This is a genomic window from Variovorax sp. SRS16, from assembly GCF_901827165.1.
Classification (GTDB): Bacteria; Pseudomonadota; Gammaproteobacteria; order Burkholderiales; family Burkholderiaceae_C; genus Variovorax.
Window position 1 is genome coordinate 1,586,024 of the sequence record NZ_LR594666.1, and the last position, 13,734, is coordinate 1,599,757.

The window sequence follows — 13,734 nt, forward strand, 5'->3', positions numbered from 1 at the left end:
GTCAGCCGTTGCGCCATTGGGCGCGTGTGCGGCTCGCCGCAGCGATCGAATTCTCGAGTGCCTGCGCATCGCTCGCAGCGATCAGGGCTTCGAACTGCATCAGACTCTGGCGGAAGGCCTTCGACTGCAACAGCACCTGCTCGCGATTGGCCAGCAGGATGTCGCGCCAGACGGCCGGATCGCTGGCGGCGATGCGTGAAAAATCGCGGAAACCGGACCCGGCCAGCTCCAGGAAGCGCTCGCCCTCAGGGTGGGCGGCAATGGCATTGGTGAAGGCGAAGGCCAGCAGATGAGGCAGATGGCTGACGGCGGCGAGCGCGCTGTCGTGGGCTTCGTGCGTCATCGTCAGCACCTTGCCGCCGACAGCCGACCAGGCCTGCGTGGCACGCTGCACGTTCGAACGCAGCGTCGCCTTGATCGGCGTGAGGACGACATGCCGGCCGACGAACAGATCGGCATCGGCGTGCTCGACGCCTGAAACCTCCTTGCCTGCGATCGGATGCGCCGGGACGAAGTTGCCGAGCTGGTCCTGCAGGCCGCGGCGCGCGGCCTCGATCACATCGCCCTTGGTCGACCCTACGTCCATGATGAGCATCTGTTCCGTGATGCCGTGGCGGATCGCCTTGAAGGTCAGCTCGGAGGCACCCACCGGGACCGCGATCAGCACGATGTCGGCGCCCGAGATGGCGAGCAGCGCGGAAGGAGCTGCTACGTCGATCACGCCGAGCTGCCGGGCGCGTTCGGTGGTCGAAGGGGATTTGCTGTAGCCGACCACGCGCTTGACCAGCCGCGCGCGCTTGAGCGCCAGTGCAAAGGAGCCGCCCATCAGGCCGCAGCCGATCAGACCCAGCTGTTCGAACATGCGCGCCTCAGGCCGTGACGGGGTAGGCGCCGATGACTTTGTAGAACGCACAGAGTTTGCGCAATTCGGCGAGCGCGGCGGCGACGTTGGGCTGCGACGGGTGGCCGTCGAGGTCGATGTAGAAGTAGTACTCCCACTGCCCGGTGCGCGCCGGCCGCGACTCGAAGCGCGTCATGGAGACATTGTTGACCTTGAGCGGGACCAGCAGGTCGTGCACCGCTCCGGGACGATTCGGCACCGAGACGATCAGGCTGGTGCAGTCCTTGCCGGAAGCCGGCGGCATCGCCAGCGTTTGCGGCAGGCAGATGATCGCGAAGCGCGTGCGGTTGTACGAGTCGTCCTGGATGGCGTGCGCGACGATGTGCAGCCCGAAGCGCGTCGCGGCGCGCTCGCTCGCGAGAGCCGCCCATGCCGGATTGGCGGCTGCCAGCCGTGCGCCTTCGGCATTGCTGGACACCGCGCGGCGCTCGGCCCGGGGAAGGTGCTTGGAAAGCCAGGTCTGGCATTGCGCGAGCGCCTGCGGGTGCGCGAGCACGGCCTCGATGTCTTCGAGGCTGTTGCTGGTGCGCAGCAGGTGATGACGCACCAGCAGGCTGACTTCGCCGACCACGTGGGTCGGTGAGTGCAGCAGCAGATCCAGCGATCGCGTGACGACGCCCTCGGTCGAATTCTCGATGCCGACGACGCCGTACTGCGCGCTTCCGGCGGCCGTGGCGTGGAAGACTTCGTCGAAACTGGCGCAATGGATCAGGTCGGCCGCACCGCCGAAGTACTCGATGGCCGCCTGCTCGCAGAAGGTGCCTTCGGGGCCCAGCACGGCGACCCGTTGCGGCGACTCAAGCGCCAGGCAGGCCGACATGATCTCGCGCCAGATGGCAGCCACGTGCAACGCCTTCAGCGGGCCGGCATTGCTCTGCTGCATCTTCTCGATCACCTGTGCCACGCGGTCGGGGCGGAAGTAGGGCGTGCCCTCGCGCTTCTTGATCTCGCCGACCTGTTCGGCGACGTGCGCGCGCCGGTTCAGGAGATCGAGCAGTTGCTGGTCGAGCGAGTCGATCTGCACGCGCAGATCGCCAAGGCTGGAGGAGGTGTCGGGAACAGGGGGCTGTGGGGCGGGTGCGGTCATCGGTCGGGTGCGCACGCTCTATGCATGCGACCGTTCGAATTCTCGCATGTAGTGCACGAGCGCTTGCACGCCGGTCATCGGCATCGCGTTGTAAATGCTGGCGCGCATGCCGCCGACGGACTTGTGCCCCTTCAATTGAAGCAGACCCGCATCGCGGGCGCCGGCCAGAAATGCCTCGTTGCGGCGCTCGTCCCGCAGAAAGAAGGGGACGTTCATGCGCGAGCGGCAATCGACGGCCACCCTGTTCTCGTAGAAATTCGAAGCGTCGATGAAGTCGTACAAAAGCCGCGCCTTGGCGATGTTGCGCTTTTCCATCGCTTCGATGCCCTGGCGTCCGTCTTCGGTCTGCTGCAGCAGCCACTGGAAGGTCAGGCCGGCGACATAGATGCCCCAGGTCGGCGGCGTGTTGAACATCGACTGGTTGTCGGCGACGGTCTTGTAGTTGAAGGCGCTGGGACAGATCTCGAGCGCGCGGCCGAGCAGATCGTCGCGCACGACCACGATCGTGAGGCCTGCCGGGCCCAGGTTCTTCTGCGCGCCACCGAAGGCAAGGCCGACGCGGCGCCAGTCGACGGGCCGGGACGCGACGTGCGAGGAAAAGTCGATGGCGAGCGGCGCATCGCTGCCGAGGGCCGCGAGATCAGGCAGTTCCTGGAACTCGACGCCATGGATCGTCTCGTTGCTGCACAGGTGCACGTACGAGGCGCCCTGCGTGAGCTGCCAGGTTGCCGGATCGGGTAGCCGCGTGTGCTGCGCTTCGGCATTCGTTGCCGCCACGTTCGCTTTGCAGTAGCGCTGCGCCTCCTTCTGCGATTTGGCGCTCCAGCTGCCCGTGATCACGAAGTCGGCGGTGGCGCCGCGCGACAGGTTCATCGGCACGATCGCATTCTCTGCGAGCCCGCCGCCCTGCATGAAGAGGATGTGGAAGTGTTCCGGTACCGACAGGAGCGTTCGGAACGCGGCCTCGGCCGCCGTGCAGATCGCGCCGAACTCCTTGCCGCGGTGGCTCATCTCCATGACGCTCATGCCGCTGCCGTGCCAGTCCAGCATTTCGGAGGCGGCGATTTGCAGCACCGCCTCCGGCATCGCGGCGGGGCCCGCGGAGAAGTTGTAAGGGCGTGCCGCCGCGGGCTGCATCACTTCTTGGCAGGCGCTTTGGGCGCTGCTTTCGCCGGTGCCTGTCCGCCCGAGGAGGATGCTGCCCCGCCGCCATTGGTGGGGGCGCCCAGCGCCCTGGCAACGTTGGCGTCGAGCGTCGTCATCTTGGGCTCGATGCTCGCGCGTGTCTCGGCCACCAGCTTTTCGGTGAGCGCGGTCTGCATCTTCGGGTTGAGCTCCTGGTACTTCTTGGCCAGCGGCGAGCTGATCCACGCCACCAGCTGGCGCAACTCGTCTTCGGTGAAGCCCTGTTCCAGGATCGGGCCGATGGTGGTGGGCGCGAGTTGCACGGCCTTGTCACGCACGATCGGGAAGGATTCGTCGAAGTACTTCTTGAGTTCCGCGTCGGCCGCCTTGGCCGCGGCTTCGCGCTTGTCGGCCGGCACCTGCGTTTGCAGATACTGCGACCCTGCCTGCGCGATCGGCGCACTGGACTGTTCGACCAGTCCGCGCGCAAGCGATTCGATGCCCGGGCGTTGCAGGTCGAGGAACTGCTTGATCAGCGCAGCCTTGTCCTGTGCCATGGCCATCGAGCTGCTGGCGAGCGCAACCGTCAGAAGCGCGAGTTTGATTTTGTTCACTGAGGATTCTCCGTTGAAGATGATGGGGAAGTGTCGTCGGCACCGGGCTCGATCTCGACATTGGCGTCGTTCTCGACGATGCGCTGCAGTCCGCTGAGCTTGGCGCCTTCGTCGAGTCCGATGAGCGTGACACCCTGCGTCGCACGCCCCAGTTCGCGAATTTCGGAGACACGGGTGCGTACGAGCACGCCCTTGTCGGTGATGAGCATGATTTCGTCGTCGGCATGCACGAGAGTTGCCGCCACGACTTTGCCGTTGCGCTCACTTTGTTGAATCGCAATCATGCCTTTGGTTCCGCGTCCATGACGCGTGTACTCGGTAATGCTTGTACGTTTTCCGTAACCATTTTCTGTGGCGGTCAGAACGCTCTGGGCCTCGTCTTCCGCCACCAGCATCGCGATCACGCCCTGGCCGTCCTCGAGTGTCATGCCGCGCACGCCGCGCGCGTTGCGCCCCATCGGCCTCACGTCGTTCTCGTCGAAACGCACGGCCTTGCCGCCGTCGGAGAACAGCATGACATCGTGCGCGCCGTCGGTCAGCGCGGCGCCGATGAGATAGTCGCCGGGGTCGAGGTCCACCGCGATGATGCCGGCCTTGCGCGGATTGCTGAATTCGTCGAGCGTCGTCTTCTTGACGGTGCCCATCGAGGTCGCCATGAAAACGTATTGGTTGGCCGGAAAGGTGCGCTTCTCGCCAGTCAGCGCGAGGACGACGTTGATCTTCTCGCCTTCCTGCAGCGGGAACATGTTGACGATGGGACGCCCGCGGGAGCCGCGCGAACCGGCAGGCACCTCCCACACCTTGAGCCAATAGAGCCGGCCGCGGTTGGAGAAGCACAGGATGTAGTCGTGCGTGTTCGCGATGAAGAGCTGATCGATCCAGTCGTCTTCCTTGGTCGCGGTGGCCTGCTTGCCGCGTCCGCCGCGCTTCTGGGCCCGGTATTCGCCCAGCGGCTGGCTCTTGATATAGCCGCTGTGGGAGAGCGTGACGACCATGTCGGTGGGCGTGATCAGGTCTTCCGTCGAGAGATCGAAGGCACTGTGCTCGACCTGGCTGCGGCGCGCACCGAGCTTGCTTTGCCCGAACTCCTGCTTGATCGTGGTGAGCTCGTCGCCAATGATCACGGATACGCGCTCGGGCTTGGCGAGGATGTCCAGCAGATCGTCGATCTCCGCCATCACTTCCTTGTATTCGGCGACGATCTTGTCCTGCTCGAGGCCGGTCAGGCGCTGCAGGCGCATCTGCAGGATTTCCTGGGCCTGCGTGTCCGACAGGCGGTAGAGCCCGTCCGAACCCATGCCGTAGCCGATCTCGAGGCCATCCGGACGGTAGTCGTCGGCATTGATCACGCCGCCGTCGGCGCGGGTGCGCGTCAGCATCTCTCGCACGAGCTTGCTGTCCCATGCGCGGGTCATCAACTCGGCCTTGGCGACCGGTGGCGTGGGCGCATTGCGGATGATCGCGATGAATTCGTCGATGTTGGCGAGCGCGACGGCAAGGCCCTCGAGGACATGGCCGCGCTCGCGCGCCTTGCGTAGCGTGTAGACCGTGCGCCGCGTGACGACTTCGCGGCGATGCTGCAGGAAGACCTCGATCAGGTCCTTGAGGTTGCACAGCTTCGGCTGGCCGTCGACCAGCGCCACCATGTTGATGCCGAAGGTGTCCTGCAGCTGCGTCTGCTTGTAGAGGTTGTTGAGCACCACTTCGGGCACTTCGCCGCGTTTGAGCTCGATGACCAGCCGCATGCCCGATTTGTCGGACTCGTCCTGGATATGGCTGATGCCCTCGATTTTCTTCTCGTGCACCAGCTCCGCCATGCGCTCCTGCAGCGTCTTCTTATTGACCTGGTAGGGCAGCTCGTCGACGATGATCGCCTGCCGTTGTCCACGATCGATGTCCTCGAAGTGGCACTTGGCGCGCATCACGACCTTGCCGCGGCCGGTGCGATAGCCGTCCTTGATGCCGTTGATGCCATAGATGATGCCGGCCGTGGGGAAGTCGGGGGCCGGCACGATCTCCATCAGGTCGTCGATCCCTGCGTCGGGATGGCGCAACAGATGCAGGCAGGCGTCGACCACCTCATTCAGGTTGTGCGGTGGAATATTGGTCGCCATGCCGACCGCGATACCGCCGGCGCCATTGACCAGCAGATTCGGTAGCTTGCTGGGTAATACCAAAGGCTCTTTTTCGGAGCCGTCGTAATTCGGTCCGAAATCGACGGTTTCCTTGTCGATATCGGCCAGCATTTCGTGCGCGATTTTTGCCAGCCGGATCTCGGTATAGCGCATGGCCGCCGCCAAATCCCCGTCCACCGAGCCGAAATTGCCCTGGCCATCAACCAGCATGTGGCGCATCGAGAAGTTCTGCGCCATCCGCACGATGGTGTCGTACACCGATTGGTCGCCGTGCGGGTGGTACTTGCCGATCACGTCGCCCACGATGCGCGCGGATTTCTTGTACGGCCGGTTCCAGTCGTTGTTCAGCTCGTGCATGGCGAACAACACCCGCCGGTGCACTGGCTTGAGGCCGTCACGTGCGTCAGGAAGCGCCCGCCCGACGATCACGCTCATCGCGTAATCGAGATAGCTGCGGCGCATTTCCTCTTCGAGACTGATGGGTAGTGTTTCTTTGGCGAACGAGGTCATGAGCGGCGGGCGGACAGCAAGGAGCCGAAATTTTACGCTCCGGAGGGTGTCGCACCGCCGCAACACAAGGCCGGTATTCCGCCTCCGTCCTACGTTTCGGGAGCGCCTCGCGGGCTGTTTGCCAAAGACCCTATGGCACAATCGCCTCAACGTTTTGGGTGGTGGTCACTTAAAGCGTCCTTGATTCGCAGCGCGGCTGCGGCTTTTTCCCCAAGAGGAGAACCATGAAGAAACTGAATAAAGTGGCGATGATGTTTGCAGTCGCTGCGCTCGCCACAGCCGCCGGCGCGCAGACCCGTGTCACCGCCGCGAACGGTGGCCCCGTGATTGACAACTGGCAAAACGGCACCGGTGAACTGGTCTGGAAAAACGGCACCAACGAACTCTGCTGGCGTGACGCCAATTGGACGCCGGCAACGGCTGCCGCAGGTTGCGACGGTGCGCTGGTTCCGGCGGCTCCCGCTGCTGCTGCGCCTGCTGCTGCTCCCGCTGCGCCGCAGCCGCCCGCCGTCGCTGCCTCGAAGGTGACCTTCGCTGCCGATGCATTCTTCGATTTCGACAAGTCGGTGCTCAAGCCCGAAGGTCGTGCGAAGCTGGATGACCTCGTGCAGAAGATCAAGCCGATCAACCTCGAAGTGATCATTGCCGTCGGCCATACCGACTCGATCGGTACCGTGGCTTACAACCAGCGCCTGTCGGTTCGCCGCGCTGAAGCCGTCAAGGCCTATCTGGTCTCGAAGGGCATCGAGCGCAACCGTGTCTACACCGAAGGCAAGGGCAAGTCGCAACCGGTGGCTGACAACCGCACCAAGGAAGGTCGCGCCAAGAACCGCCGCGTTGAAATCGAAGTGGTCGGTACCCGCGCTCAGTGATTCGCAAGAATCCTCGATGAAAAGCCCCGCCTCGGCGGGGTTTTTTTATGCCTTTTCCGATTGCAAGGCGTGTCGCGGGCGTTCGCTTGGCGACGTTGGCAATTGGCGGCGTTTCATAATCAGGGCATGACAGATACCGTGAATGCCGATCCGGCCGAACTCGCCAAATTTTCCGAACTTGCGCATCGTTGGTGGGATCAGGAAAGCGAATTCCGCCCGTTGCACGAAATTAATCCGCTGCGCCTCGAATGGATCGACGGCATAGCGCCTATCGCCGGATCCCGGGTGCTGGATGTCGGTTGCGGCGGAGGAATTCTGGCCGACGCGATGGCGCGCAAGGGCAGCGACGTTCTCGGCATCGATCTGGCCGACAAGGCACTGAAGGTCGCGCAGCTGCACGCACTGGAAGCTGCGACCCGCGGTGTGAAATACCGCGAGGTCAGCGTCGAGGCGCTCGCCATGGAACAGTCGGAAAGCTTCGACATCGTGACCTGCATGGAAATGCTGGAGCATGTGCCGGAGCCTGCTTCGGTCGTAAATGCTTGCGCTCAACTTGTCAAGCCCGGCGGCTGGGTGTTCTTTTCGACGATTCATCGGAACCTGAAGTCATTCCTGTTCGCCATCGTCGGCGCCGAATACGTCCTCGGCATGTTGCCGCGCGGAACGCACGAATACCGCAAGCTCATTCGCCCGAGTGAACTCGCGGCCTATTGCCGTACGGCTGCCCTCGACCTGCGCCACACGCGCGGGATGGAATACAACCCGATGACCCGCCGCTACCGCCTGAGCGAAGATACGAGCGTCAACTACATGTTTGCGACTCGCAAGCCGGTGGTGCTTCGATGATGGCGCGGGACGAAACGACGGCCGTCTTGTTCGACCTCGATGGCACGCTGATCGACAGCGCCCCCGATCTCGGAGCTGCGGCCGACCAGATGCGCACGGATCGGGGCATGCCTTCGCTTCCGTTGGATCGCTATCGGCCGATGGCGGGCTCCGGCGCGCGCGGCATGTTGGGCGTGGCGTTCGGCATCGCCCCCGACGCCTCCGAGTTCGAGCGCTTGCGCGAGGAGTTCTTTCGCAACTACGAGGCCCGGATGCTGCGGAATACGCGGGTCTTCGATGGCATATCGGAACTGGTCGATGCGCTGCGCGCACGTGGGCTGCAGTGGGGTGTGGTCACGAACAAGTCCGTTCGATTCACGGGCCCGCTGACGCGTGCTCTGCCGTTGTTCGAAACGGCACGTGCCATCGTCAGCGGCGACACCACCCCCTATGCCAAACCGCATCCCGAACCCTTGTTCGAGGCCGCGCGCCGGCTCGGCGTGTCGCCAGCCTGTTGTATCTACGTGGGCGATGACGAGCGGGACATGATCGCGGGCCGCGCCGCAGGCATGCGGACGGTGGCGGCTGCGTATGGCTACATGGGCGCGGATGCGGACGTCACGCGGTGGGAGGCCGATGCCGCCATCGCTTCGCCTCTGGAACTCTTGCAACTGCTCAAACAGGCCTAAAATAACTCACTTGGGGCTGCACTGGTTTCGACGCGGGTTCGGAATCGCAGCGGGGCATGTCGAGCTGAATGCGCTCGTAAAACAGATTCAAACAAACTAACTGCAAACGACGAACGTTTCGCACTCGCCGCTTAATTGCCGGTGAGCTTTGCAACAGCAGGCCGATGGGCTGGGCAAGGGGGCGCTGGAGCAATCCGACGCCTCCCGGCTGCAAAGATAATCTACATGGGCTGGTCCTGATCCGGGTACCTTGGGTCGGGACGAGAAAATAGGGTGCTGGCGGCCGGTGTAGCGTGCGACTGCGCGACACCGGTGGCGAGACCTAAATCAGATCGCTAAACATGTAGATCTGCGCGACGAAGGCTTGCGGACGGGGGTTCAAATCCCCCCAGCTCCACCATACAACGACATCCGGACCGAGGCCCTCGTGAGCAAGGCCTGCGCGAGGGATCGTACGTCCCCCTGGGACCAGCATCAGTCTCGGATGCCGAACTGGTACAGGGTCGTACTAGAGAAGACTTCGCCCGGCCGCAGTACCGTCGACGGGAAGTCCGGGCGATTCGGCGAGTCCGGATAGTGCTGCGTCTCCAGGCAGAGCCCGTCGCCTTGCCTGTACGCGTTGCCGGCTGCGCCCACCAGACGGCCGTCCAGGAAATTGCCCGAATAGAACTGCAGGCCCGGCTCGGTGGTCTCGACTTCCAGCATGCGGCCGGAACTCGGATCCGTGAGGCGCGCGGCCAGGTGCGGCGCCGCCGTTTCGCCCGCATCCAGCAACCAGTTGTGGTCATAGCCGTGCGCCCTGACCAACTGGACATGCCCGGATCGAATGCGCTCGTCGATCGCTCGATCGTCGCGAAAGTCGAAAGGCGTTCCCGCCACGTCCGCCGTGCCTTCGGGAATCAGGCCCTCGTCGACCGGGCAATAGCGGCTGGCCGGAATGGCAAGGCGGTGATTCAGCGCGCTGCCCGAACCCGCGAGATTGAAATAGCTGTGCTGGGTGAGATTGACGACTGTCGTGCGATCGCAGGTGGCGCGGTAGCCGATGCGCCACTCGTTCGCGGGCGTGACCACGTAATGCACCTCGACCTGCATCCGGCCCGGAAAGCCCTGTTCGCCGTCCTCGCTGAGATAGTCGAGCTTGAGCCCGACGCTGCCGTCGGTGGCGGGCGCGATGGGCACGATGTTCCACCACCGTTTGCCGAAGCCGGCCGATCCACCATGCAAGGTGTGGGTGCCGTCGTTCACGTCCAGCTGAACATGCGCGCCGTCCAGCGAAAAGCGGCCCTCGGCGATCCGGTTGGCGTAGCGTCCGACGATCGTGCCGAAGTGCGGATGGGGTGCTTCGTAATCTGCAAGCGATGCAAAGCCGAGCACGACGTTGTCGATCCGGCCCTCGCGGTCCGGAACCCGGATCGCGGTGACGATGCCACCGAGGTTGATGGCACAGAGCGAAAGTCCCTGGCCATTGTCCAGCGTGTATTCATGCACCGTCCGGCCGTCGGCGAGGCGGCCGAACTCCCGGCGCGCGACGCTGGCGCGGTGCGCATCCGGCGGCCGGCTCACACCCATCCTCCATCCACCACGAAGTCCTGCGCCGTGCACATCGCGCTGTCGTCGGAGGCGAGAAAAAGCGCCATGCGCGCAATGTGCTCCGCCATCAAGGGCCGATTGATGCACTGTCCCCGCGCGATGTCGGCGCGCGCTGCGTCGTCCACCCACAGGCGCACCTGCTTCTCGGTCATGACCCAGCCCGGCACCAGCGTGTTGACGCGGATGTTGAACGCCCCGAGATCGCGTGCAAGGCTGCGCGTCAGACCTTGCACGGCGGCCTTGGCAGTGGTGTAGACCGGCATGCCCCCTTGCTTGAGCATCCAGCTGATGGAGCCGAAATTCACGATCGAGCCGCTGCCGGCCTGGCGCATGTCCGCGGCCACGTTGCGGGCCGCGAAGAATTGATGCTTCAGATTCACCGCGATGCCGGCATCCCAGGCTTGTGCGGTGGTCTCGTCGATGCTGTGGCGGCGATCGTTGGCCGCATTGTTCAGCAGGACGAGAAGCGGGCCGAAGCGCTTGCGCACGGTATCGATGGCGCCTTCCAGCGCGGGGATGTCCGTCAGGTTCGTCTCGACGAAGAGCGGTGCATGGCGTGATCCTGCCAGCGCGTCGGCGAGCGCAGCACCGGCTCGCGCATCGATGTCGATGAAGCCGACCTTTGCGCCCTGGTCCGCGAAATGCTCGACCAGACTGGCGCCGATGCCGGTGGCACCGCCGGTGATGAGCACGGTCCGGTCGGTCAGGCTGGGGTATCGGGCATGGGTCATGGCGGCGTCTCCGGGAGGTCGGTGTTTTAATTAGTCTGACTATATCGTGCCGCATCGACATCCGGCCACCACCCCTTGAGTCCATCGGAGGATCCAGCCCGTGCCCATCGACGAGACGAACGCCCCGCATCGCGATCTGGGCTACCGCGAACCGCCGGACCGCAAGAGCATGCATTCGCAGATCGTGCGCGACGTAGGCATCCGGATCGTCGCCGGCAGCTACAAGCCGGGCGACCTGCTTCCGCCGGAGCCGTCCCTCTGCGCCGCCTATGAAGTGAGCCGCTCGGTCTTGCGAGAAGCGACGCGTGTGCTCGTCGCCAAGGGGCTCGTGATCTCCCGGCAGCGCACGGGCGTCATCGTGCGGCCACGAAGCGACTGGCACCTGCTGGACCCTGACGTGCTGTATTGGTTGATCCAGACGCGGCCGCCGGCGGAGTTCGTCGAGACCCTGCTGACCGTGCGCCGCATCTTCGAGCCGGCCGCAGCGGCGCTGGCCGCCGAGGTCGCCAGCGCACAAGGCGTACAGGCCATCGTCGAAGCCTATGCAGGCATGGAAGCCGCGCAAACACCCGAAGAACTGCTGGAGCCCGATCTCGCGTTCCATCGGCGCATCGCGCAGGCAACCGGCAACGATCTGCTGGCCTACATCGGCAACATGCTCTCGCTGGCACTGCGCGAGTCCATCAAGCTCAGCAGTCGGCATCCCGACACGCATGCCTTGTCGCTGCCGCGTCACAAGGCCATCCTGAAGGCCATCTCGAATCGGAATCCGCGCGCTGCGCGTCGCGCCGCGCTGGTGCAGCTCGAGGCGACGCGCAAGGATCTTTCCGAGATCCTCGATCGCGATGTCGATCCGGCCTAGAAACGGGAATCTCGTTCTTTGGTTCTTGCGCTTTCATTCGCCGGCATGCGAGCTATAGTCGGCGTCGCTGCCGAGCGCAGCTTGCATCTTCATAAAAGAATCGGCGTCCATGCCAGCCGCGTGCAGAGAGAGGACACCCATGGATTCAGTGACCACCGCGCTCACGAGCTACTACGACACCGTGCCGTACGACTCGCACCCATTTCCGCAGGCCAGCGTGGAACATCTGGAGGCGCTCGCCTTTCTCTTCGGCCTGCGCTCGCCGCCGCCCGAGAAAGCCCGGGTGCTCGAGCTCGGCTGTGCCGCCGGCGGCAATCTGATTCCGTTGGCCGCCCGGCATCCGGACCTGCGTGCCACGGGCGTGGACCTGTCGCAAGTCCAGGTCCGGCAGGGGGCGACGGCCATCGCGCAGGCGCGCCTGATGAACATCGAACTGCGCGCCTTCAACATCGCGGACATCGACGCCTCCTTCGGCGAGTTCGACTACATCATCTGCCATGGCGTCTACAGCTGGGTGCCGCAACCGGTGCAGGACGCGATCCTGCGCGTGTGCGCCCAGAATCTCGCGCCCGATGGCGTGGCCTATGTCAGCTACAACGTCTATCCCGGCTGGAAGGCCCGCGAGATCGTGCGCGACGCGATGATCCTGCGCGGGGCGCCGCGCGACGAGCCGGACGAAAAGCTGTCATATGCGCGCGGCATGCTCGAATTCCTCGAGCAGTCGGCGCGGCCCGACAGCGTGCTCAAGAAGACTCTCGAGGAAAACATGCCGCTGGTGCGGTCCGCGAACAAGTCCTATCTGCTGCATGAGTTCCTCGAGCCCTGCAACGCACCCTGTTATTTCAAGGAGTTCGTTGCGCGCGCCGGTGCCCACGGCCTGAGCTATCTGGCCGATGCCGAGCCATCGTCGATGTTCGTCCAGAACTACGGCGACAAGGTGCGCGAACCCCTGTTGCGCGAGTGCGGCGGCAGCCAGATCATGATGGAGCAGTACCTGGACTTCCTGGTCAATCGGACCTTCCGCCAGACGCTGCTCGTCAAGCAGGACCGCGCCACCGACATCCGATATCGGCTCGATCCGGAGCGCATCCGCGCATTGGAATTCGCGGGCACGTTCGCCGCAGTGGATGGCCGGGCGCTGACCCTCGATGCGGTCGAACAGCCCTGCCATGCGATACGCAAGCTCAATGTCACGCTGCGTCTGCCGGTTCACAAGGCCGTGGCGCAGGTACTCGACGAGCGCTACCCGGCGACAGTCTCGATCGATGCGCTGGTCGCCAGCGGCTCGGCCCGCACCGGCGAACCCCGTGCGGCGGTGGAGCCGGTCGTGATGGCCATGCTCGAGCAGCTTCTGATCCTCGGCGCCGTACGCATCCGACGCTCTGCGCCGCAGGTTGCTTCCTATGTGTCGGAGTTCCCGCGTGCGCTCGAGGCCGTGCGCGGCGCGCGCGGCCTCGCGCTGAGCACGGGACCTTCGTCCGAAGTCTGCAACCAGTGGCACGAGCCGGTCGGCTTGTCGATGCTCGAGCGCTGCGTGTTGCCATTGCTCGACGGCAAGCATTCGCATGACGACCTGGCGCAACACCTGGCGGCCGAGGCGCGCGCGGAACGCTTGCGCTTCATCAAGGACGACAAGCCCGTCACCGACGACGAGACGCTGCGCGCATTCACGCAAGAGCAGGTGGCTCTTGCACTCCGGGACCTGCGGCGCAAGGGGCTGCTCGTATCCTGATTCGTCGTTTGAAAAAGGAAAGTGCTCTGAGACACGCTGAATGGATCCCGGGATGGCGCAC

The 13,734-nt window shown here is 64.4% G+C and carries 12 protein-coding genes and 1 other RNA gene; 6 read left to right on the forward strand and 7 right to left on the reverse strand.

Annotated features, from left to right (window positions below; all coding sequences use genetic code 11):
* Window position 1 precedes the first annotated feature (1 nt).
* From E5P2_RS07655 to gyrA, 5 genes are read right to left on the reverse strand one after another with little or no spacing between them, the layout of a single operon-like run.
* Complete coding sequence (locus E5P2_RS07655; protein WP_162566531.1) at window positions 2-862, reverse strand: prephenate dehydrogenase; 861 nt, start codon at window positions 860-862, stop codon at window positions 2-4.
* Window positions 863-869: 7 nt separating this feature from the next.
* On the reverse strand, window positions 870-1,988 hold the full coding sequence (pheA, locus tag E5P2_RS07660) for a prephenate dehydratase (RefSeq protein ID WP_162566532.1): 1,119 nt from the start codon (window positions 1,986-1,988) through the stop codon (window positions 870-872).
* Window positions 1,989-2,006: 18 nt separating this feature from the next.
* Window positions 2,007-3,125, reverse strand: coding sequence for a 3-phosphoserine/phosphohydroxythreonine transaminase (serC, locus tag E5P2_RS07665; protein ID WP_162566533.1), 1,119 nt, complete (start codon window positions 3,123-3,125; stop codon window positions 2,007-2,009).
* A complete protein-coding gene (locus E5P2_RS07670) occupies window positions 3,125-3,727 on the reverse strand; it encodes a DUF2059 domain-containing protein (RefSeq protein WP_162566534.1) in 603 nt (200 codons plus the stop codon). The genes serC and E5P2_RS07670 overlap by 1 nt, the downstream gene beginning before the upstream one ends.
* Complete coding sequence (gene gyrA, locus E5P2_RS07675; protein WP_162566535.1) at window positions 3,724-6,372, reverse strand: DNA gyrase subunit A; 2,649 nt, start codon at window positions 6,370-6,372, stop codon at window positions 3,724-3,726. Before gyrA ends, E5P2_RS07670 begins: the two co-directional genes overlap by 4 nt.
* A gap of 224 nt (window positions 6,373-6,596) precedes the next feature.
* Between gyrA and ompA the strand changes: the two genes are divergently transcribed.
* The 4 genes from ompA (at window position 6,597) to ssrA (ending at window position 9,158) form a co-directional block, all read left to right on the forward strand.
* A complete protein-coding gene (gene ompA / locus E5P2_RS07680) occupies window positions 6,597-7,244 on the forward strand; it encodes an outer membrane protein OmpA (protein ID WP_162566536.1) in 648 nt (215 codons plus the stop codon).
* Between the two features lie 126 nt (window positions 7,245-7,370).
* Window positions 7,371-8,090, forward strand: coding sequence for a bifunctional 2-polyprenyl-6-hydroxyphenol methylase/3-demethylubiquinol 3-O-methyltransferase UbiG (gene ubiG / locus E5P2_RS07685; protein WP_162566537.1), 720 nt, complete (start codon window positions 7,371-7,373; stop codon window positions 8,088-8,090).
* Window positions 8,090-8,758 carry a phosphoglycolate phosphatase gene (gene gph / locus E5P2_RS07690; RefSeq protein WP_162570385.1) on the forward strand — a complete coding sequence of 223 codons (669 nt, stop codon included), beginning with the start codon at window positions 8,090-8,092 and terminating at the stop codon, window positions 8,756-8,758. Before ubiG ends, gph begins: the two co-directional genes overlap by 1 nt.
* Before the next feature lie 12 nt (window positions 8,759-8,770).
* Window positions 8,771-9,158: a transfer-messenger RNA gene (ssrA, locus tag E5P2_RS07695) on the forward strand.
* A 74-nt stretch (window positions 9,159-9,232) separates the two neighbouring features.
* Here ssrA and E5P2_RS07700 read toward each other — a convergent pair.
* On the reverse strand, window positions 9,233-10,321 hold the full coding sequence (locus E5P2_RS07700) for an aldose epimerase family protein (protein ID WP_232080617.1): 1,089 nt from the start codon (window positions 10,319-10,321) through the stop codon (window positions 9,233-9,235).
* Window positions 10,318-11,079 (reverse strand): SDR family NAD(P)-dependent oxidoreductase, encoded by a 762-nt coding sequence (locus E5P2_RS07705; RefSeq protein ID WP_162566539.1) that lies wholly within the window; start codon window positions 11,077-11,079, stop codon window positions 10,318-10,320. Before E5P2_RS07705 ends, E5P2_RS07700 begins: the two co-directional genes overlap by 4 nt.
* Window positions 11,080-11,215: 136 nt before the next feature.
* Here E5P2_RS07705 and E5P2_RS07710 point away from each other — a divergent pair, with 136 nt between their 5' ends.
* Together E5P2_RS07710 and E5P2_RS07715 are read left to right on the forward strand one after the other, a co-directional pair.
* Window positions 11,216-11,941: a FadR/GntR family transcriptional regulator gene (locus E5P2_RS07710; protein ID WP_162570386.1), complete on the forward strand. Its 726-nt coding sequence runs from the start codon at window positions 11,216-11,218 to the stop codon at window positions 11,939-11,941.
* Between the two features lie 139 nt (window positions 11,942-12,080).
* Entirely contained in the window at window positions 12,081-13,673 is a 1,593-nt protein-coding gene (locus tag E5P2_RS07715; RefSeq protein WP_232080618.1) for a methyltransferase regulatory domain-containing protein, read from the forward strand.
* The last annotated feature ends 61 nt before the right edge of the window (window positions 13,674-13,734 follow it).

Bases quoted from the DNA above. Each gene is read 5' to 3' on its own strand.
- E5P2_RS07655 (WP_162566531.1), bottom strand. From the start codon at position 862: ATGTTCGAACAGCTGGGTCTGATCGGCTGCGGCCTGATGGGCGGCTCC.
- pheA (WP_162566532.1), bottom strand. From the start codon at position 1,988: ATGACCGCACCCGCCCCACAGCCCCCTGTTCCCGACACCTCCTCCAGC.
- serC (WP_162566533.1), bottom strand. From the start codon at position 3,125: ATGCAGCCCGCGGCGGCACGCCCTTACAACTTCTCCGCGGGCCCCGCC.
- gyrA (WP_162566535.1), bottom strand. From the start codon at position 6,372: ATGACCTCGTTCGCCAAAGAAACACTACCCATCAGTCTCGAAGAGGAA.
- ompA (WP_162566536.1), top strand. From the start codon at position 6,597: ATGAAGAAACTGAATAAAGTGGCGATGATGTTTGCAGTCGCTGCGCTC.
- ubiG (WP_162566537.1), top strand. From the start codon at position 7,371: ATGACAGATACCGTGAATGCCGATCCGGCCGAACTCGCCAAATTTTCC.
- gph (WP_162570385.1), top strand. From the start codon at position 8,090: ATGGCGCGGGACGAAACGACGGCCGTCTTGTTCGACCTCGATGGCACG.
- E5P2_RS07705 (WP_162566539.1), bottom strand. From the start codon at position 11,079: ATGACCCATGCCCGATACCCCAGCCTGACCGACCGGACCGTGCTCATC.
- E5P2_RS07715 (WP_232080618.1), top strand. From the start codon at position 12,081: ATGGATTCAGTGACCACCGCGCTCACGAGCTACTACGACACCGTGCCG.